At 35.8% G+C, this 21,050-nt stretch carries 21 protein-coding genes, 1 pseudogene and 1 riboswitch; of the genes and pseudogenes, 6 read left to right on the top strand and 16 right to left on the bottom strand.

Annotation, left to right across the window (positions count from 1 at the left end; translation table 11 throughout):
- Positions 1-68: 68 nt before the first annotated feature.
- The 3 genes and pseudogenes from AN161_RS30670 to AN161_RS17075 all read right to left on the bottom strand — a co-directional run.
- A pseudogene (locus AN161_RS30670) lies at positions 69-334 on the bottom strand (hypothetical protein); the annotation flags it as partial.
- 234 nt (positions 335-568) lie between these two features.
- Positions 569-769: a cold-shock protein gene (locus tag AN161_RS17080; RefSeq protein WP_004230088.1), complete on the bottom strand. Its 201-nt coding sequence runs from the start codon at positions 767-769 to the stop codon at positions 569-571.
- A gap of 217 nt (positions 770-986) precedes the next feature.
- On the bottom strand, positions 987-1,274 hold the full coding sequence (locus AN161_RS17075; protein WP_053595550.1) for a DUF1033 family protein: 288 nt from the start codon (positions 1,272-1,274) through the stop codon (positions 987-989).
- A gap of 128 nt (positions 1,275-1,402) precedes the next feature.
- Here AN161_RS17075 and AN161_RS17070 point away from each other — a divergent pair, with 128 nt between their 5' ends.
- The 3 genes from AN161_RS17070 (at position 1,403) to AN161_RS27685 (ending at position 3,830) form a co-directional block, all read left to right on the top strand.
- Positions 1,403-3,130, top strand: a complete 1,728-nt coding sequence (locus AN161_RS17070; RefSeq protein ID WP_053595549.1) for a globin-coupled sensor protein — start codon at positions 1,403-1,405, stop codon at positions 3,128-3,130.
- A gap of 45 nt (positions 3,131-3,175) precedes the next feature.
- Positions 3,176-3,457 (top strand): acylphosphatase, encoded by a 282-nt coding sequence (locus AN161_RS17065; RefSeq protein ID WP_053595548.1) that lies wholly within the window; start codon positions 3,176-3,178, stop codon positions 3,455-3,457.
- A gap of 262 nt (positions 3,458-3,719) precedes the next feature.
- Positions 3,720-3,830: a YjcZ family sporulation protein gene (locus AN161_RS27685; RefSeq protein WP_075807284.1), complete on the top strand. Its 111-nt coding sequence runs from the start codon at positions 3,720-3,722 to the stop codon at positions 3,828-3,830.
- 713 nt (positions 3,831-4,543) lie between these two features.
- Here the strand turns inward: AN161_RS27685 and AN161_RS17060 are convergent.
- Positions 4,544-5,206: an MBL fold metallo-hydrolase gene (locus AN161_RS17060; protein WP_053595547.1), complete on the bottom strand. Its 663-nt coding sequence runs from the start codon at positions 5,204-5,206 to the stop codon at positions 4,544-4,546.
- Between the two features lie 316 nt (positions 5,207-5,522).
- On the opposite strand from AN161_RS17060, the gene AN161_RS17055 reads away from it, so the two are divergent.
- Positions 5,523-5,978 carry a DUF4362 domain-containing protein gene (locus tag AN161_RS17055; RefSeq protein WP_053595546.1) on the top strand — a complete coding sequence of 152 codons (456 nt, stop codon included), beginning with the start codon at positions 5,523-5,525 and terminating at the stop codon, positions 5,976-5,978.
- Between the two features lie 204 nt (positions 5,979-6,182).
- On the opposite strand, the gene AN161_RS17050 is transcribed toward AN161_RS17055, so the two are convergent.
- On the bottom strand, positions 6,183-6,368 hold the full coding sequence (locus tag AN161_RS17050) for a hypothetical protein (protein ID WP_343069218.1): 186 nt from the start codon (positions 6,366-6,368) through the stop codon (positions 6,183-6,185).
- An 874-nt stretch (positions 6,369-7,242) separates the two neighbouring features.
- On the opposite strand from AN161_RS17050, the gene AN161_RS17045 reads away from it, so the two are divergent.
- Together AN161_RS17045 and AN161_RS17040 are read left to right on the top strand one after the other, a co-directional pair.
- Positions 7,243-7,893: a 5-bromo-4-chloroindolyl phosphate hydrolysis family protein gene (locus tag AN161_RS17045; RefSeq protein WP_053595545.1), complete on the top strand. Its 651-nt coding sequence runs from the start codon at positions 7,243-7,245 to the stop codon at positions 7,891-7,893.
- Positions 7,890-8,957 carry a toxic anion resistance protein gene (locus tag AN161_RS17040; protein ID WP_053595544.1) on the top strand — a complete coding sequence of 356 codons (1,068 nt, stop codon included), beginning with the start codon at positions 7,890-7,892 and terminating at the stop codon, positions 8,955-8,957. The genes AN161_RS17045 and AN161_RS17040 overlap by 4 nt, the downstream gene beginning before the upstream one ends.
- A gap of 251 nt (positions 8,958-9,208) precedes the next feature.
- On the opposite strand, the gene AN161_RS17035 is transcribed toward AN161_RS17040, so the two are convergent.
- The 11 genes from AN161_RS17035 to AN161_RS16990 all read right to left on the bottom strand — a co-directional run bounded on the left by AN161_RS17035 (position 9,209) and on the right by AN161_RS16990 (position 20,995).
- Positions 9,209-9,406 (bottom strand): DUF6501 family protein, encoded by a 198-nt coding sequence (locus tag AN161_RS17035; protein WP_053595543.1) that lies wholly within the window; start codon positions 9,404-9,406, stop codon positions 9,209-9,211.
- A gap of 173 nt (positions 9,407-9,579) precedes the next feature.
- Positions 9,580-9,705 carry a hypothetical protein gene (locus tag AN161_RS31105; RefSeq protein WP_277815960.1) on the bottom strand — a complete coding sequence of 42 codons (126 nt, stop codon included), beginning with the start codon at positions 9,703-9,705 and terminating at the stop codon, positions 9,580-9,582.
- A gap of 578 nt (positions 9,706-10,283) precedes the next feature.
- Positions 10,284-10,484 (bottom strand): DUF3221 domain-containing protein, encoded by a 201-nt coding sequence (locus AN161_RS27680; RefSeq protein WP_343069296.1) that lies wholly within the window; start codon positions 10,482-10,484, stop codon positions 10,284-10,286.
- Between the two features lie 279 nt (positions 10,485-10,763).
- Positions 10,764-10,994, bottom strand: a complete 231-nt coding sequence (locus AN161_RS17025) for a hypothetical protein (protein ID WP_143114882.1) — start codon at positions 10,992-10,994, stop codon at positions 10,764-10,766.
- 217 nt (positions 10,995-11,211) lie between these two features.
- Complete coding sequence (locus AN161_RS17020; RefSeq protein ID WP_053595540.1) at positions 11,212-11,943, bottom strand: amino acid ABC transporter ATP-binding protein; 732 nt, start codon at positions 11,941-11,943, stop codon at positions 11,212-11,214.
- 12 nt (positions 11,944-11,955) lie between these two features.
- Positions 11,956-12,681 (bottom strand): amino acid ABC transporter permease, encoded by a 726-nt coding sequence (locus tag AN161_RS17015; protein ID WP_053595539.1) that lies wholly within the window; start codon positions 12,679-12,681, stop codon positions 11,956-11,958.
- Positions 12,682-12,875: 194 nt separating this feature from the next.
- Positions 12,876-13,742, bottom strand: coding sequence for a transporter substrate-binding domain-containing protein (locus tag AN161_RS17010; RefSeq protein WP_053595538.1), 867 nt, complete (start codon positions 13,740-13,742; stop codon positions 12,876-12,878).
- Between the two features lie 115 nt (positions 13,743-13,857).
- Positions 13,858-14,044, bottom strand: a riboswitch (Lysine riboswitch).
- Positions 14,045-14,559: 515 nt separating this feature from the next.
- Positions 14,560-15,792, bottom strand: coding sequence for a 2-oxoglutarate dehydrogenase complex dihydrolipoyllysine-residue succinyltransferase (gene odhB / locus AN161_RS17005; protein WP_053595537.1), 1,233 nt, complete (start codon positions 15,790-15,792; stop codon positions 14,560-14,562).
- A gap of 91 nt (positions 15,793-15,883) precedes the next feature.
- Complete coding sequence (locus tag AN161_RS17000) at positions 15,884-18,706, bottom strand: 2-oxoglutarate dehydrogenase E1 component (protein WP_053595536.1); 2,823 nt, start codon at positions 18,704-18,706, stop codon at positions 15,884-15,886.
- A 232-nt stretch (positions 18,707-18,938) separates the two neighbouring features.
- Positions 18,939-20,324, bottom strand: a complete 1,386-nt coding sequence (locus AN161_RS16995) for a HAMP domain-containing histidine kinase (RefSeq protein ID WP_053595535.1) — start codon at positions 20,322-20,324, stop codon at positions 18,939-18,941.
- A complete protein-coding gene (locus AN161_RS16990; protein WP_053595534.1) occupies positions 20,321-20,995 on the bottom strand; it encodes a response regulator transcription factor in 675 nt (224 codons plus the stop codon). The genes AN161_RS16995 and AN161_RS16990 overlap by 4 nt, the downstream gene beginning before the upstream one ends.
- Positions 20,996-21,050 lie beyond the last annotated feature (55 nt).

Genomic DNA, 21,050 nt, shown 5'->3' with positions numbered 1-21,050 from the left:
TCCGGTGCAATACCGAACTCGTTTTACACAAGCTGCCTAATGAAATAACCGTGTCTAACTTTTAGGGGTCACTTCACCATTACATATGAGAAGGTCATTTTTTGGTTAAACTTAATTTCCTGTTTGAGGCTTAAAGCTTCGTTTATTGGTGTAGCAGGGCGACCGAACAATTTTTCTAAAATCTCTAATCCACCATCTCGAATATCTTTTGCGTGGTTACGAGCATAGGAATATAGGCTTTTGGTATCCCTGCCCCTTTCATAATGTCAGTATAAGTAGCATCATCGACTTGCTGTATATGGACTTCTTTCCCTAATACATCTCCAAGAGCAGATAGCCTAGTATTCTTTAAACAACTTTATCGAGACAAGCAACATTTAGTTTACATAATAAAATTATATAAACCCTTTCAATTCGTATAAACTTGCTCGAAGCGTAGTTTAAGTATCTAACTACTTATTCCCTAGCGTCTAAATCTATTGAAAATACGCTCAAAGAATGCAAAAAAAGACATCCTATATCAATAGGATGCCTTAGGTTTAACGAATGTAATTTTAATTACTGAGAATTAAAGTTTAGTTACGTTAGCAGCTTGTGGTCCGCGGTTGCCATCTACAACTTCGAATTCCACTTTTTGACCTTCGTCAAGAGTTTTGAAACCTTCGCCTTGGATAGCTGAGAAGTGTACGAATACGTCGTTTTCACCTTCAACTTCGATGAATCCAAAACCTTTTTCTGAGTTAAACCATTTTACTGTACCTTGTTTCATTTAAGAAAACCTCCAAAAAATAAAAGTGAACAATATGTAATTTCTTCACGAATGTAAAAAATTCACATATTACAAAGAGTACCGAACTAACGCGATCACTTTTTGTAATATGTGAATTCATGTTTCCGGTGAAGCAATTAAATTGTTAACTTAAGTATAACCATCATTCATAATTTTGTCAAATAAAGAAAAATGTTTTTTTATTAATTTCAAAATTTTATTTCAATTCGTCAGATTTTAAAGCGATAATACCGTGATATATTTGGACATCATCATCACAGGCTTCACAGAAAACACTCTCATCCTCTGACCAAAAAGCCCAAAACTTCCCTTCTTTAGTTGCCTCATTGTCATATGTTAAACGAAAGTGATGCAATTTTCTTTGTAATGCTGACTCAAATTGTTCTTCCGTCTCAAACGTTTCATTTGTTTGAATAAAAGTCTCCCAGCCTTCAAATTTCCACCAAGGCTCATAATCAGCTTTCATGTAAATGATTGTATACATATTTGCCACATTCCCTGCTGTATTAAGATATTTCCATTTTAGCAAACACATCTGAAATGTCTATTAAAACACTCTGAAATATGCTATTATTGCCTTATTATTCATTATTTTTGGGAGGTATTATTTTTATGTTTTCAAGTATTCGACCTAAAGCAGAGCTCGATGAATTATTAAGGCGTGGTACCAATTTAAATGCGACTGGCCGTTTTAATAAAACACTAGCATTTAACCATTTCAATTCTCAAGATGAAGAGAATTTAAAAACTCTCTACAATAAATTAAAAGATATCACGCCTTCAATGAATGCTATTTTTAATAATTATTTAAGTGAAATCTCTCTCTCCTCTCAACTAACAATTAGTGAAGAAAATATTAATCGATACTTAACTCAATTTTTCTTAGCTACTCGTGATGATGAATATGTGGATGAAACCGTTAAATTTTTCAATTTATTCAGAAAAAATCAATACGAGCCAGGTAAATTAATTGTTGTTTTCAATCAGTTTGCATTTTACATAACAACTTATATTTTACATAATTTCGGTTTAAAACCTAATAAAGCTTTTGAATACATGAAATCTTTTCAATCTGCAGTCAATGTTGATCAGGAATTACTTGTTGAAGTATTAACGGAACGTATTATTGAAAATGTAGTTGCTGAAGTTTCCTCTTTGATGGATGTCAACGCAAAAATCATGTACATGAAAGATTTAGTATTTAGCTTGGATAAACAAAATGAAGAAATCCAATCCTCTACCGCAGCAACTGAAGAAATTGCCGCTTCTATTAATGAGGTTGCTCGAATGTCTTCCCGTATTTCTGAGAAAACAACTGAATCTGTTGATCACGCTGTACAAGGAAAAAATGCAATTGAGCATGCCCTTTCTGAAATCTTTAAAACAGAAGAGACATTTACAACGATTGTTGAATCCTTTTCAGAATTACAAAAGCGGGTAAATGATATCGAACATGTTGTAACCTTAATAAATCAAATTGCCGATCAAACGAATTTACTTGCTTTGAACGCTTCTATTGAGGCGGCTCGTGCAGGTGAACATGGTAAAGGCTTTGCTGTAGTTGCACAGGAAGTTCGAAAACTTGCTGAAGGAACTGTATCAGCACTTACCGAGGTATCTGCAAATGTACATCATTTAAAGAGCTATTCAAACGAAGTGTCAAACTCGATTACGGAAACGACAGTGATTATTAAAGATGCTACAGTAGAAGCTAAAGAGTCATTACCATTATTAAACGCAATTGTTACTGCCATTGAAGGTATTAATATGGATGTCACAAATACGGCTGCGATTTCACAGGAGCAGGCAGCAGCTATCGATGAAGTATCTGCAAGAATGATTGAAATTTCTAACCTTCAAGATGATATTCGCGACTATAGCCATAACACTTCTAGCGATATTCATGCATTAGGGAAAGAAATTAATCGTTTCCGAAATGACATTATTGCGAATAACAATGTTCAGCTTTCTTCTATAGCGCTTTTACAACTATCGAAGGCAGATCATATTTTATGGAAATGGCGCATTTATAATATGTTCCTCGGTCTTGAAAGCGTCGAACCAAGTGATGTTTCTTCTCATACAGAATGTCGTCTCGGTAAATGGTATACAGCTGCTCGTTCTATGGAACGTTTCGGACACTTGCAGGATTATCGTGAATTAGACGCCTATCATTTACGTGTTCATGAATCGGCGAAGTTAGCAGCGGAGGCTTATAAGATTGGAAATATTCAACAGGCTGAAGTTCATTTAAAAGAAGTAGATCAAGCTTCTAAGCAGGTTCTCTACTTTATCAATAACTTAATTGCGTATTTAGAAAAAGAACGTGTCATGCACTAAGCACAAAGGAGGGCTCTTCCCCCTTAACTAGTAGGAGGTTTTAGCTTGAACAAGCGAGCGCTAATTAAATTTTTCGGAGATATTTATGGGACAGGCTACCGTTTTTTCATTAAACAAAAAGCGATTGAACTAGGATTAAAAGGATATTGTAAACTAAATGATCAAGAACAAATTGAAGTTGAAGTAGAAGGATCAAAAAAAGCGATTGATGAATTCCTAGTATTTGTTCAAAAGGGTGTTAGCCCTCAAGCAGATTCCAATTCATTTGCATTAGAGCTTTTTGATGATTTAAAAGGCTATGTGCGCATGGAATCAGACATTGTTTAGTCTGGCTTCTCTATTTTTATAGTGCAGTACTGGCTATTTTCAACATTGAATGAATACGGTTTTATCTAAAATAACGTTGCTGGGGGCAAAGTTTATATTTTATTAATTAGGATTGGGAATAATACCCCAGTCCTTTTTATTTTCCCTTTCACAAAAAACACCTGCCGTAGCAAGGGCAAATAAAAGGCACTCCTAAGATAAATATCGCAACTCCTTTTGACAACTGTGCATATTATAAATTATAGAGAGGAGGGAAATCATTATGTCTGAGTACTATGGTAGTGGATCTGGTTCAGCATTTGCTCTAATTGTTGTTCTATTCATTCTTCTGATTATTGTCGGCGCTACTTTCATGCAAAATAGAGCGTATTAATATTTCCAATTTTTTATTATTGCCTTAGAAAAATCATCAAAGCCTGGTGCTCATAACTTTAGTAAGGTAATTCTAATTTAACCTTACACCCTCTTACCTTTACTAAGGGTCCACTCTTCCTCCGGGTGACCCTTTTAATTACCTCATACTCAACATCTCAAGACATAATAAAAAGCCATCCCCAGTTGGATATGACTTCCCGTATTACTTCACTTCTTCTATAGATACTAAGTGATTTGTAAATATCAACTAGTGCTAATGGATCTCTAATATCACTAGTCTAAATCAATTAGAAATGTACATATCCTACTTGACGATACTCCTTTTGCTAAAGCACCAGATTCAAATAAAATCCAAGGATTATTTTTATTTTCTTGTGTTATACACACAATACCAATACTTGTTTCCTGTAATTGATTTGTTATCTGAGTAAACCACAAAGATTCTCTATCAATATCTCTCTCTGACCTCCACGATAATGGAAAAAAAGACAAAAACAAGATTACTTTAAATTAGGCTATAACACATTGCAACCAGATCAACTTGTATTCAGCATTTAACTTATTTGGACAATTACAAAAAGATGCCCCATAAACGTTGAAATAAATATGTACAAAAATGCTTGTTTAACAAATTAAGACCACCCATTACAGAGTGGCCTTTTTATAGACTATTTAACTAAAGCTGTCGATAGCTGAAGAAAGCTCTAGAATTTAATATGAAATTACTTCTTGAAGCTGCTCATTAATATTTTCCTTACTTAATCCTCCGTGGTAACAAATCACAGATTCAATGTCGAGGTCTAAGTATTTCTTCAAAGAAAGCTGAGCTTCTTTTATATCCAGTACTGTCGGGACATGAATTCCCTCAATTATGCCGTTGACACTGTACATCGAATCCCCAGCAATCAGCGTTTTACTTTGTTTCAAATATAAGCTGATATGGCCAGGAGTATGCCCTGGCGTATGGATAATACGAATTCCACCGCAATACGGCAATTCTTGACCATCTTTCAAGGTATCATCCACTTTGCCCTTTGGAGGGTTCTCTAAGTGCCCATCTTTCAAAAGAGTTAAATCCCCTTGAATATAAGGCTTATCCAAATCGTGAGCATATACTTTAATATTACTTCCACATTCTTGTAATATGTCAGGAAGACTACCTATATGATCTATATCCTGATGTGTCAAAATGATAACTTTTAGTTTGTCGAACGACACTCCTGCCTTTTCCATTGCCACACGTAAATCTTCAAGTTGTCCAGGGAACCCAGTGTCTATTAAAACAGCCATTTCTTGATCCCATAAAAGAGTTGGATGAAAAATATTCCCATGAAATTCAAGATGGAGCATTTCTACTCCTTTAGAAATTTCCATAATTTTAGTCTCCTTCATAATTAGATTTTGATATCAAAAATGGATTTGGTTACACAAGAAGTTGAAAGAAAAAGCTATTTTGTACGTCTAATACTATTAGATAATTTCAATAATTATTCATTATCATAATAAACTACAAGTACATTGAATTAAACTTCTGCACCCTGCTAAAAAGCTCCTGCCAATATGGCCCTATTACTAAAAAAAATAAATAATCACTCTTAAGAAGAATGATGTGAGCAACGGAGGTTAGTTGAATAAGGTATGTAACATTTTTAAGGAAAAAACGACTAAATGCATAAAGGAATGTATTATCATGAAAAAGATAAATGTTTTATTTGTTCTATTTATTTTGCTCTTAATTGCAAGTTGTAATCGAGTAGATAGTTCAACGGATATTTACATATACCCTAATGATATACCACCACCTTACATTTCGACTCCAGAAGATATAGTAGATGCGCATGCTGATTTAAAAAACCAAGAAAGATTTGAAGATTTTCTCCATAATGTACAACAAGGGAAAGAAGATAGTATTAGAATGGTTAGATATACCACAGAAGGTGACCCAATAGTTCACGAACTTGAATACGATGGCGAAATAATAAAATCAACAAAAGACCCACGCAGAGACCAATATGGCCAAGGAAGTATCATTCATTCAGCATGCTCTTTAATTGAGGCAGTTGAAACGAATGAAAGTACAAATTATCTTCTTGAAAATTGTGAGCCTCCAATAGAAGACAACAATATTTTAGTCATCGAAAAATAGTCATCTAACCATACTCACGCTATTTTTATTTTGAACCGTTTAAGAGAACCGCCTTTATTTAAGCATCCGCAATTTAAAAACACTAGCGATTAAATGACTACACCAGAACTGAATTTATCTATATAAAAACTGCACCCAACTGTTAATGTCTAACATTGAGGTGCAGTTCAATTTTGTTGAATAATAATACTTGTTAATATTGCTTTAATTACTATGTAATGAATCCGCTTCAAACTTTTTATAGGCTTCTTCCATTCCCATAATCACATCTTTAATTTTCATATGCCCTTCCGTATATACGGCATGATCTCGTATTTCTTCCCACATTAATATTACTTGTTTCACAAAAGATAATATCTGTATAATCCTTTCCAAGTAAGGCTTCTGCATCAAGGAAACGCACCTGTACTTCTGGATATTTTAAAGTAATTTCTTTAAGCTCATTAGCTCGTTTCCCTCTTTCTTCACGAGTCATAGCAAGCCAAGATGGATAAAATTCTACTAAAACAATAAAGATTTAGATCATAATAATTCTTCCTTTATAATAATTGTTTTTATTTGATTTTAGTTTATAACACACAATTGCTAGAAACATGTTAAGAGAAAGTTCTTTTTCAATAAGAAGTGTAGACTTCATAATCATTAGAATATGGTTTTCTAAGTTGTTTATCATCAAAATTGAATACCAACAGTTTGCATAATTTCTACTGCTTCGTAGAGTTCTTTTCCTCTCTCAGTGAAATGATGTTCCACTTTCCTCGAGTAATATCATGGGTTAAATCTAATGGGCAAGTGAATTGATCCCTCATTTTTATTTATACTCACCTCCATCACTTTTTACTATTCACCAATTTATAGCAACGAAGAATTTCTATGACATAGCAACATTTTTTGCTAAGGCATTACTTTAGAATCTTATTTGATAATGAGGAATTAACAACAGATGAAAAAACAATACTAATGTTTAAACTAAAAAAATGAATAACAACATTACAAAAATTCGCGAATTACATTTAATTTGAATACGATATAATAAAAATCAATAATCTCAGCAGCAATGTCAGACATTGCTTAGGCCGACTTCTATTTCATTTGCTCCTTTTCTCTACTATAAATCAAAGGATTTGCTTATTCTTATGTATTATCATTGTGAAACTTAACAAATAGCAGTAAAATTTATGTAAGGTTTAATTTTTCATTGAAACTTTATGTCGATTATTTCGTATAAGAAGATAGACATATTTAAATGCTAGGAGGAAGAAACATGCTCAGTGTCGGACAGTTTTTCTCTAGACATACCGCTAGCTTCTTTATTTCGCTAACAACTGTTTCTATTGCAGCAATTGCGGCAAATCCAGGATTCTTCCTTGGTGGTTTATTGTTTGCTGGAACATACGCGTCGAGTACAGCGTTGTTGAAACATAGACAGAAAAAGAAAGTCATGCAAATAGCAGGTATAACAAAAGAAGAATACAAACATATCGAAACACAACTTACAACAGCCAATAAAAACATTCAAACATTAAGCCAAAACTACTTACGTGTACGCTCTGTTTCAGCATTTAAGCAATTACTCGAAATGACACGTATTTCCAAAAACATCGTGAAAATTGTTAAAACAGATCCACGAAAATTTTATAATATTGAACAATTTTTTTATGCACACCTACCTTCCGCTGTCGAATTAACGGATAAATATACGATGTTATCGAAGCAGCCTGTGAAGGATAAGGAAATCCAGATTACATTATCTAAAACACGAGAAACGCTTACAGATTTAAATGATACGATTCAAATTGATTTAAAAGATGCGCTTTCCAATGATATCGACCATCTTCAAATGGAAATCGAATTTGCGAATCGTTCCAATATAAGACGAAAAGAACAATTGGAATGGCGAGGCGATGATAAGTGACAGCAAATGATCACGCGTTTCAACTAAATTCAATACAAGGTATTTCCCCTCTTGTGCAATCTTATTTAGAAACTACAAATAATGAGGCGATGGCGACGTATGAAACGCTATCGCCTCTTGCACAAAGTCGTGCACTTCTTTATGCTAGTCAACTTGACCTGTCAAACTTCGAATCAGTGCTGTCTTTAGGGCAAGATTCTCAGCGAGCACTTTCTCAATTTGCCGATCGAATGCTTGCACAAGTAAAACAGAAAGACGTCACAAAAATTGGCCAAATGTTAGATTCATTAATGCAAACGTTAGACCGCGTGGACCCTAACGCATTAGAGCCAAAAAAACAGTCCTTTTTCAAAAAAATGTTTGGTAAAATTGGGCCTACTGTTAAGCAAACATTAACGGAGTTTGAACGTATTAGTATTCAAGTAGAACGAATTGGTGTTCAGCTTGAACGTGCACAGCTTCAAATGATTAAAGATGTAGAAATGCTTGAGGAACTTTATTCACATAATAGAGGATTCTTTGAGGAGTTAGCAACTGCTATTTCGGCAGGACAAATGAAGAAGCAGCAAATCATTGAAGTTGAGCTTCCTGCAAAAGTGACTAGTGTACAGGCAACGAAACAGCCACTTGCTATCCAGCAGCTCAATGACTTCGCCGCTCAAATCGAACGTCTAGATCAACGTATTTATGACTTACAAGTATCACAGCAGGTTGCCTTACAAACTGCTCCACAAATACGTATGATTCAGCAGTCAAATCAAACGCTAGCAGAAAAAATTGAATTTTCAATCGTTACCCTTATACCACTTTGGAAAAATCAGTTAGCCATGATGTTATCCATGCATATGGACCATCACTACGCGAAGCTTGAGGAAAGATTATCTCGCACAAATGACCGTTTTACGAGCCCTTCTTTTGAACTGCAAGTATCGAAATTCAAAGAAACACAGCATGAACTTCAGACGGCTATCAAAGATGTCTTTGCCCTACATACAGCTACGGAACAGGAAAAACAGCAATTACAGGATGTAGCTGAATTAAAGGGCCATAATAACAGCGACTGATTCTACTTTTCCAACAAACAAGGGTGGCTCAGAAATCATCTGAACCACCCTTTTATTTTCATTCAGCAGAAGAAACCCACCTCTGAAGGTGGTAATGAATGCATATGTAGTTCCCCTTTTTCAGGGATTTCCAAACACCTACTGAATGAAAATAAAGCCTCCGGCGGATGTCACGGATTTTAAAAGGAATGAATTGTGCGAGCACAATTCAAAATCCGGACGCAATTACGCCAAGGCGAAATTGATTAAACTTATTCGAAATAATCTTTATAGTAGCCACCAATATTACCAGTGTTATCGATAATAAAAATGAATTCTTCTGTTTCATTTTTAACATCATATTGGTTCCCTACTGTTAATACGTTTGAAACTAAATATTTTGATGCATTTGTATGCTTACAAGTAACTGTACGTACTGTTGGAGCATCTTTCCATTTTAAATGTAACATAATCTCTCTACCTCTCTTTACTAGCATGAAGCTAATGTCTACTGTTTATTTTATAATATTTTTGAACTTTTGTGGAGAAAAAAACCATAGAAAACCTATATTTTCTCCGTAACTATCCATTTTTTTAACTATATCAATTTCGTCTTGGCGTAATTGTTGCTGTCGCTTTGCTTTCACACAGAAAACATTTGTTGCTGTCTCTTCGCTTTCGCACAGAAAACATTTGGTGCTGTCTCTTCTCTTTCGCACAGATGATCAATGCGTCTGGAGGCAATATTCTCATTCAGTAGATGTTTCACTGTAGGACTCATCCCAACACATTTAGAATTGGGCGTCCCTTAACGAATGAAGATAACTAATAAAAATTTTACTTCGAGGTGTTAACATGAGCTTTGGTGGTGTACCGCAATGGTTTTTTATCCTAGCCGTTGCATTTGCAATTTGCTTTATTTTATACGCAGAATGGAATTCTAGAAAATAAAGTAACCTATTTTCTAGAAAAAAACGTTAAATGTACATTGCTAAATTCAATTTTAGTGGTGTACGTTTTAATTTTTAGAAGTCATAAACAAATGGGACTAGAAGTAGACGGACTGCAGCTCGAAAGGGTAAAAAGTGAGCACGCTCATCCGTCACTCAAGGCTAATTGCTTATTACCTTCTAACAAGGAAAGAAATGTATGTAGACTTAACAAAAAAAACAATCCACTATTCGATATTCTGTTCAGAGTCTTGAAAGTTTAGGTTACAATGTGACCATCCTGCCTAATACAATCTAAACCAGATCTCCATTTTTTTTAATGACTAGGCCTTTATTTTTAGTGCCAGAAATTTTATTTTCATGGAAGTTTAATACCTCATTTGTTTAATCTCGCCCATTATTCATTAATCTCAATTTTTTCTGCAACTGCTTGTGCTGGATAACTTTCTTCTATTTTGGTTGTCCAAACAGAAACAGTAAGTCCTACTTTTAAAGATTCAATTTCATCAGTTGAAAACCATATCGCACCTGATCTGCCATCTGGTAATTTTTCAGTTTTGTTTTCCACTAAAAATCTTTTACCTTCTATTTGAACAATTTCGCCTATGATTGTAGGCTTATCTGTTATTTTCTCAGTTGACTTTGAAATCTCTTTGTCGAGTTCCTCCTCATCCCCACTTTTTTACAGCCCAATAATCCAATTGATAAAAATATTACAGATATAATTAAACTAAATTTTTTCAAAATCATCACTCCTTTTAAAAACTTGACTGAATTTCGTAGTTTTCGTTTCAATAAATTTCAAAATCATTCCACTAAACGACCTCTTAACTTCAAAAAAAGGCATTATCCTTCTTGAAAAATAGCTCCCTTTAGCTTAAGAACAGCACATCACAGCCTTATCCATATCTTTTTCATTTATTAAAACACTACCATGATCATCAATAATGAAATCAACCTTGGCAATAGTAAGCCTTTCTATCGCTGAATCAATACTTTCTTGAGTTTGTGTTGATGAATCAACCCATACGTAATATTTTTTTTCTTGCGAACAGCCAACTAACAGAACACTAATTATGGTAAATAGAATAAATAATTTTTTCAACATACTACCTCCATTATTAAAGGGTTAATAACTGCATAAAATTTATAAATTTGACGCTATCAGTGGAAGGAAGTTCCTAGACTAAAATGCTCCGTTAATTGAAGTAGCCCAGATTATATCTTTAATCGCAAAAAAAAGCTGAACTAATACGTCCAGCTTAATAGTAATAAAATTGTTTGGATTCACTTTTAGTTATTCATAACCAGAGGCGGAAACTTATTTATTTTAATGTCCGTTTTAAAAACTCTTTTGTCCGTTCATGCTGAGGGGTTACTAAAACCTGTGCTGGAGGGCCTTCCTCTACAATAACACCTTTATCCATAAAGACAACGCGATCTGCTACTTCTTTGGCAAATTCCATTTCATGTGTAACAATTAACATCGTATTTCCGGAATCCGCTAGCTGACGCATTACCTTTAATACTTCACCCACCATTTCTGGGTCAAGGGCTGACGTCGGTTCATCAAAGAGCATTACTTCTGGGCTCATGGACAATGCTCGTGCAATGGCTACACGCTGTTTTTGACCGCCAGAGAGCTGTCGTGGCTTTGCATTGACATATTGATCCATGCCAACGATTTGCAGATATTTTAGAGCAACTTCCTCAGCTTCTTCTTTTGAACGCTTTAATACTTTTATTTGACCAACAGTGCAATTTTTTAGCACATTATGATTATTGAATAAGTTAAATTGCTGGAATACCATACCTAAATGTGTACGATATTCTTGAATATTATGCTTTTCGTCTAAAATGTTTTCACCTTTGTAAATAATTTGACCACCACTTGGCGTTTCCAGTAAATTAATGCAGCGTAGTAGTGTTGATTTACCAGATCCTGAAGAACCGATTAAGCAGACAACCTCGCCCTTTTCTACTTGGAAATTTACATCCTTTAACACTTGGTTACGCCCAAATGATTTACTTAAATGCTCTATTTTAATAACCGTCATTTGTTCGTCCCCCTATACTGCTTCTTTCTGTTCTTTTTGGTAAGCATCTGGACCATCCAGTCGTTTTTCTACATACAGTAAAATTCTTGATGCTGTGAATGTCATGATGAAGTAAAGGACACAAGCTACAAAGAAGGATTCAAAATAGCGGAAGTTATTACCGGCAATCGATTTTGTTTGGAAGAATAATTCCGTAACCCCGATAACGTTTAATACTGCTGTATCTTTAATATTCATAATTAATTGGTTACCTGTAGCAGGTAATACATTTCGTGCAACTTGAGGTAAAACAACGTGTAGCATGATTTGGAAATGATTCATACCGATTGCTGAAGCAGCCTCATACTGTCCTTTATCAATTGAAACAATACCACCACGCACAATTTCCGTCATATAAGCCCCTGTATTTAGTGAAACGACTAAAATACCGGCCGTAATAAAGTGCATATCAATGCCAAATGCCATATCTAGTCCGTAAAATACAACCATCGCTTGTACAATCATTGGTGTACCACGGAAGAATTCAACATAGCATGTTAGTATAAAATTAATGAGCTTCAAGCAATAATATTTTACACCCTTTTTACGAACTTTGATGGTATGCATAATCCCGATAAAAAATCCGATAAGTGCACCAATAATTGTACTAATAATCGAAATAAGTAATGTATAATACGCACCCCGTAAAAACATTTGCCAGTTGTTCTCAACAATTGAAATAATCCATTCAAAACTCATGATGTTCCTCCTAACAACGTCGTGTTGCTTGTTCGTTCCAGTATCGTCTTAGCAATCTCCCTTTTTGATTGGAGCTTCTGTTTCTTTTATTTTATGAAACTTTTAGCTAAGACATTATCATTATTTAGAGAGATTCTTGTAGAATAATGATGAAATGATATTGCACGGACTAGTAAGCAGCCCGTGCAGTCATGTTATTGTGCTGCTGGTTGTTGATGAATTGCTTCTTCCATAATTTTTTGGCGATCATCTTCAGAAATACCTTTTAGGATTTCATTGATTTTTTCAAGATCTGCATCATTTTTACGTAAACCAACTGCAATAGATGTATTTGAAACATCAGTGTCAAAGCCTTTTTCAAACTTTACATATGTGAATTTATCGTTTGCAGCAGCAGCGGAAATACCTTCTGGGCGTTCTGCTACATAGCCATCAATTTTTCCAGCTTCTAATGCTACACGCATTGCTGGGAAGCTATCCATTGCTGTTTGTTTTTTTACATCTTTGATTTGATCAATAACAGTGTAGTTAGATGTATTTAATTGTGATGTGATCTTTGCTCCAGAAAAATCTTGGATAGATTTTGCTTTTTCATATTTACTGCCTTTTTTAATAACCATTACAAAATCAGATGTATAGTAGTTTTCTGTGAAATCGATAGTTTGCTTACGTTCTTCAGTAGGTGACATACCTGCAATGATTGCATCGATTTTATTTGATTGTAGAGCTGGTACTAAGCCATCCCATTCCAATTTTACGATGACTAATTCTTTTCCTAAGCCTTCAGCTATTTTTTTCGCCATTTGCACATCATAACCGCCTGCATACTCTGCATTATCGGCAATTTTTACTGCGCCATTTGCATCACCTTGCTGGGTCCAGTTAAACGGAGCATAGCCTGCTTCCATCCCGATACGGAATTGGCCGCCACCTTCATCCTTATTCGTTTTACTACCCTCATTACTAGATGACGTCGTATCCTTTTTGTCACCAGTACCACAAGCTGCTAGCAAAATTGCTGTCATTACGGTCAACATTAATACCAACCATTTTCTTTTCATGTAAAACTCCCCTTTTCTGTAAAAAAATAAGACAACTGTACCAAAAAAGACCTAAGTTCTGAACTTAGGTCTTACTTTTTTAACAGTTGCCCAAATCCTCACTATTATTCCATCATTCCGAGATAGCACAACCTAGTAAATCTGGAAAGTAATTTACTAGGACAGTCCTGCACTTATTCACTGCAGACCCAGCATAAAAGTACGAGCTCCTTTTATACTTCGGCGATATTTCCTTCTCCATTGCGTCTTCGCTTGCTTGCACTCAACAATGAACTAATAAATACCGCGCCTCTACCTCACAATAGAACAAAAGTGAGGTTTGTTTATTTAATTGATAATTAGATACTACTATAAAACTAAGTTATTCGTCAAGATAATTTTATTACTTTTCTGACTAATTACAATATTAGGGTTTTATTTTTCTTAAAGGATCATCACCATAACGTGTGGTTGATTTCCGTTCCGGCTAGGTGCTTTCTTGGGGGCGTCCGATGAGCCACTTGTGATACTGATCTCTAAGGAGGTCCAGTTTACACTTCAATCAAATACATGGCATTCTTTTTATCCCTACCTTTTGATAACGATCTTTTTTAGAAAATTCGCAAATATTTACTACTAAACTTTCATTCTAATGATTCAAAAGAAGCTATTAGTTAGGATAATTGATACCTTATCTACCATATACTTTTTTACTATATGAAGCTTTCATAACATTGTGGCGGCTGCCTAATGATTCTTTCCGGCGCTTTCATTGAATGTTTCATAAAAAGAAAAACCCCTGCAAAACAATGTTCGCAGGGGTAATAAATCATTGGAATTAAGAATTTAATAATAAATCTTCTGGGTTTTCAAGTAGTTCTTTAACAGTTTTAAGGAAGCCTACAGAATCTTTACCATCGATAATACGGTGGTCATAAGAAAGAGCTAAGTACATCATTGGGCGAACTTCTACTTCACCATTCACTTCAACTGGACGTTTTTTGATAGTGTGCATACCTAGGATAGCTGCTTGTGTACCATTCATGATAGGTGTAGACATTAATGAACCGAATACTCCACCATTTGTAATTGTGAATGAGCCACCTTGAAGATCTGCTAAACCTAATTTTTTGTCGCGTGCTTTTTTCGCTAGGTCTGCAATTGAATCTTCAATTTCAGCGAAGTTTTTGCGGTCAGCGTCACGTACAACTGGTACTACTAAACCTTCTTCTGTTGATACAGCTACACCGATATCAAAGAAGTTGTTTAAGTGAATTTCATCACCAGCGATTTGTGCGTTCACATATGGGTATTTTTTAAGTGCTGCCACTACTGCTTTTGTGAAGAATGACATGAAACCAAGTTTTGAGCCAGTTGACTCGAAGAATTGGTCTTTTTTACGAGAACGTAAAGCCATAATGTTTGTCATATCTACTTCGTTGAATGTTGTTAACATTGCTGTAGATTGTTTTACTTCAAGTAAACGTTTTGCAATTGTTTGGCGACGACGGCTCATTTTTTCAACTGTTACACGTGATTCATCTACAGCTGCTTTAGGTGCTGCTGGAGCTGCTTGTGGTGCTGCCACTGGAGCTGTACCATGAGCTGCTACGTCTTGTACACGTACACGGCCTTGTGGATCTACTGGAGATACAGCAGCAAGGTCAATACCTTTTTCACGAGCAAGTTTACGAGCTGCTGGAGATGCGATTACACGCTCACCAGAAGTTTCTTCTACAACTGGAGCTGCTGCAACCGGAGCAGGTGCCGCTTGTGGCGCTGCTGGAGCTGGAGCTGCTGCTGCAACTGGTGCCGCTGGAGCAGGTGCTGCACCTTCGCCGGCTTCTACTACTGCGATTACTTGACCTACAAGTACAGTATCGCCTTCTTCAGCTAAAATTTGAGTTAAAACTCCCGCTTCTTCAGAAATGATTTCAGCGTTTACTTTGTCTGTTTCAAGTTCAACGATGAATTCACCTTTTTCAACGCGATCGCCCACTTTTTTTACCCATTGTGCGATACTACCTTCTGTAATCGATTCTGCTAATTCAGGGACTTTAATTTCAGCCACTTTCATTTCCTCCTTTAATTAACGTGCATTGTGCACATAAAAGGGCTACTGCCTAAGCAAGTAGCCCGGCTCTCAAAAATTTATTATATGACTATTTAACCTTTACAGGCTCAGCAACTGCTTCTTCAACAAGTGCGGCTTGAGCTGCTTTATGAGAATCTGCATCACCTTCAGAAGTAGAGCTCATTGCAGGACGACCTACATAACGTAGCTTTTTACCTTCAGAAATTTCATGTAATGTTTCTAATGCATAATTCCAAGTACCTTGGTTTTTAGGTTCTTCTTGTACCCAAACAACTTCTTTTACATTAGGATACTTAGCAATAATACCAGCAACTTGTTCTTTTGGGAATGGGTAAAGCTGTTCTACACGAACAATGTGTACGTGATCGAAGCCTTCACCATCTTTTACACGGTCAGCTATGTCAATCATTACTTTACCTGTACCTAATACAATACGCTCTACAGCGTTTTCTTTTGAACCTAAACCTGGTTGCTCAATTACTTCTTGGAATGAGCCATTTGCTAATTGATCAGCATTTGCAGCAGCTAATGGGTGACGAAGTAAGAATTTAGGTGCTACAACTACAAGCGGACGAACACCTTCTGTTCCTAATAATGCTGCTTGACGGCGTAATAAGTGGTAGTAGTTACCTGCATTTGAACAGTTTGCTACAAACCAGTTATTTTCAGCTGACATTTGTAAATAACGTTCCATACGGCTTGAAGAGTGTTCTGGACCTTGACCTTCATAACCATGTGGTAAAAGTATAACTAAACCAGATTTTTGACCCCATTTAGCACGTGCACCTGAAATAAAGTTATCAAACATAACTTGTGCCATGTTTGCAAAGTCACCGAATTGAGCTTCCCAAACAGATAAAACATTACCATTTTCTAAATTATAACCATATTCAAAGCCCACTACCCCTGCTTCTGTCAGTGGAGAGTTGTGTACTGTAAATGATGCATTTGAACCAGAAATATGGTGAAGTGGCGTGAATACATTGCCATTGTTTTTGTCATGTAACACTAAGTGGCGTTGAGAGAACGTACCACGTTGTGCATCTTGACCTGTAAAACGTACTGGTGTGCCATCTTGAATAATTGTTGCATAAGCTAAAGTTTCTGCATGACCCCAGTCGATTTTTGCAGAAGCAAATGCATCACGGCGTTTTTCTAAAATTTTGCCAAGCTTTTTCTGTGGCTCGAAGTTTTCTTCAAACACTAAAAGCTCTTCGTTAATTGTTTCTAGACGTTCCGCACCAACTGCTGTATCAATTTGTGGGAATTCTACTTTTAATTCCTCTGGCATTTCTAAATGCTTGTGCTCATCTTTATCTGCCATTTCTTTTACATGATCATAAGCTGCTTGCATTTCTGCATAAATAGCTGCATCTAATGCTGCTACTTCATCAGCAGAAACTACACCCTCAGCTGCTAATTGCGCACCGTATAAAGCACGAACTGTTTCATGTTTAGCAACTAATTTGTATGTTTCAGGGTTTGTAACAGTTGGATCGTCAGTTTCATTGTGACCGTGACGACGGTAACCAACTAAGTCAACAACGATATCTTTACCGAATTTTTGACGGTAGCTAGCTGCAAAACGACCTACTAAAGTTACAGCCTCAGGGCTATCTGCATTTACGTGTATAACCGGCACTTCATAACCTTTTGCTGGGTCAGAAGAGTAAACAGATGAGCGAGAGTCTTGGTGTTCAGTTGTAAATCCAATCATGTTGTTAGCAATGATGTGGATTGTACCACCAGTAGTGAAACCTTCAGTTTTTGCAAAGTTTAATACTTCTGTTACGATACCTTGACCTGGGAATGCAGCGTCACCATGCACTAGGATTCCTAATCCTTTTGTGCGGTCATGGACAGCTTGCCCTGGCTTAGAAGTATCATCTTGTGCTGCTCGAGCAGTACCTAAAACAACTGGATTTCCTACTTCTAAGTGAGATGGGTTATAGGCAAGTTTAACATTCATACCCGATTCACGGTTGTAAGAAGCACCCATGTGGTATTTTACATCACCTGTCCAACCTTTTGTTATTTCAAGGCGACCATGTTCTGGAATAAATAAATCATTAGATACATGTGCAAAATCAGAGAACATCATGTCATACGGTTTATTTAAAATATGTGTTAAAACATTTAAGCGACCACGGTGAGCCATTCCAATACGTACTTTTTCTACGTTATTTGCTTCAGATGTTTTAATAATTTCATCGAATAGGACGATTTGAGTATCTAAACCTTCACCAGAGAATCGCTTTTGACCTACAAAAGTTTTATGAATAAACTTCTCGAAATTTTCAACGCGAGTTAAACGATCTAATAAAGCTTTTTTCTCATCAGAAGCTAATGCTTGTTTAAATGAACCTGTTTCAATTTGTGCTTGAATCCAATCACGTTCTTCTGTTGCTACTACGTGATTATATTCAAATGCTACTTTTTCTGTATAAACGGATTTTAAGTAATTGATTGCATCCTTACCATTTTTCACGTTTGCTGGCACATCTTTGAAGAAGATAGCTGCAGGAATTTCAGCTAAATCTGCAGCGCTTAAGTTGAACGCGCTTTCTTCAATTTGAGCTGTTTGTAGTTCACGGTTTTTCAAAGGGTAAATATCTGCCGCTAAATGACCATGTGTTCGAATTGCATCTGCTAGTTTCACAGCTGCTAACACTTTTTTGTAATCGCCAGCAGGAGTTGCTGCATTACTAGCTACAGCTACTTCACCCTCTACTACCACTGGTGCACCAAATTGTTGGAATAATAATACTAACTCCGGTTCTACTTCTTCAGGAGACTGTAAGAATAAGTCGTATTGCTCCATCACATATCCTAGGTTAGGACCAGAAAAAGCAGACCATGGAGAACTTACAGTTGTAACGTTGTTCGACATGAAAAATGACCTCCAAATTTTGCCTTTCGGCAGTTCCATTAATTAAATTACAATTAATTATATAATATTTCTCCGCTCTTTAAAAGGATGTTTAACACAACATACCCATAATTTAAAGAACGTTTTTTCCATCTCAATCTTACTACTCTTCACAAAAAATACAACTCTTTTTAGCAAATTAAGCAATTTTTTTCTCAAAGGATAGAATAATTAAATAAAGCGTGTATTTTTCTCAATATTTTAGCGGGAATTTCATGAAGAAAACGGTTCCAACATTTTTTTCACTCTTGACTTCCACAGAGCTATTATATTTTTCGAGTAACATTTTTGTGATACTAAGTCCTAAGCCTGTACCGCCTATTTGACGATTTCTAGCCTCATCAATCCGATAAAAGCGATCGAAAATGAAAGGAATGTATTCTTCCGCAACGCCAATTCCATTATCTTCTATTTTTAAAAGTGCCTCATTCCCAGAGACAGAAAGTGAAATTTGAATCTCAGGAATTTTTTCACAATAACGAATTGCATTTTCTATAATATTACGAACAATTTGACTAAGTGCATTTTCTGTTATAAATAACCGCCCTATTTCTTCATTTTTCGACAGCGTTATTCGAGCTTCTGGATGCAAATGCTTTATTTCCTCTATAACAGTTTCTATAACAGCTACTGCGTCAGCCTCACTCTGATCGTCCTTTTCTTCACGACGAGCAAGCTCTAGTAATTCTTCAATCATTTTACGCATCCGTGCAATTTCCGATAGTGAAGTATCAATAGATTCCTCTAAAATTTCTGGATCATCCTTCCCCCATCTTTTTAAAAGTGAGAGATGTCCTTCAATAGCTTGAATAGGCGTTCGTAACTCATGAGAAGCATCTGCAACAAATTGTTGCTGCTGTGTAAATGAAATTTGCAATTCATTCATCATCGTATTGTACATTTTCAATAAATCGCCAATCTCATCATGGGATGTGTAGGTTAATTGTATTGGCTCATTAAATCCTTTATCCATAACGGTTTTCATAGATGAGCGTAACTCATGTAGTGGTTTCATCAAATAGTTGGCAAGGTAATAGCCAATAGAAGCTGATAACAATAATGCTCCCAAGCCCGCTATTAGCATTGTAGTCAATAAATAATGCATCAAAGACTGGAACTTTGATAATGGATGAATCACTTGAATATACCCTTGAAAGAAACCAAGTTGAATCTGTTGATTTATGACAAAAACATCCTTTTTATCAATCGTCATTTCAATAATTTCACCTATCGAGGTAAGAGGTGCAACCTGTTTATTATCATTAATACTTAAAATCTTTCTGCCATCTAAATTATACAATTTAACTGTTTGATCACGATCCGCAATTGAATCTAAAAGACCTTTATTTTGCTGAATTTCCTGCATTGTAAGACCGGGTCCTTGTGACTCTAAAAAATACACCAAATCATCGCTTGTCCGTTTGATTTTGCTTTGTTCATCATTTAAAAGCCATGTATGTAACGAAATATAAACGACAATACAAATAATCGCATAGCTAAAAAATATTACAGCACTAGATGTTAGCATCCATTTTCTTTGTAAGGATTGATTGACTAAATAATCTCTTAATTTTTTCATTCACGCATCACGTACCCAACCCCACGAACGGTTTCGATATAGGCATTCATATCACCCGGTAGTTTTGTTCGCAAATGCCGGATATATACATCTACCACATTTGTCTCTATATCCGTATCATATCCCCAAACAGAGGTTAAAATTAACTCTCGAGTACAAACTCTATTTTTATGCTCCATCAATAATTTAAGTAGATCGTATTCCGTTTTTGTTAAATCAAGCTTTTTCCCTTGTACAAATACTTCATAGGCTGCTATATCGAGTTCGATATCACGAAAATTTAATGATCCTGCTGTCTTTTCATCAGGTGTCACCCGACGCAAAATGGTACGAATTCTAGCTAGTAGTTCTTCGATTGCGAATGGTTTTACTATGTAGTCATCGGCACCAGCATCTAAGCCAGCTACGCGATCCATCACAGCATCTCGTGCCGTTAACAATATAATCGGTACCTTTGACTGCGTTCGTATTCGACGACAAATTTCAATACCATTTATTCCGGGAAGCATAACATCTAATAACAGAACATCAAAATTTTCAGATGAAGCTAGTGCAATTCCTTCACGCCCATCAAAAGCGACTAAGACATCATAGCCTTCATGCTTTAATTCTAGCTCTACAAAGCGAGCGATATGTTTCTCATCTTCCACCAAAAGTATTTTTTTAGGCATTTCATCACCTTCTATTCCTAAGTAACTGTGAGGGACTCCTCCAACACTGTTATAG

Origin of the sequence: Lysinibacillus sp. FJAT-14222, from assembly GCF_001278875.1 — a bacterium.
In the GTDB taxonomy this organism is placed as follows: Bacteria; Bacillota; Bacilli; order Bacillales_A; family Planococcaceae; genus Lysinibacillus; species Lysinibacillus agricola.
This window is presented reverse-complemented; position numbering and strand designations above follow the sequence as displayed.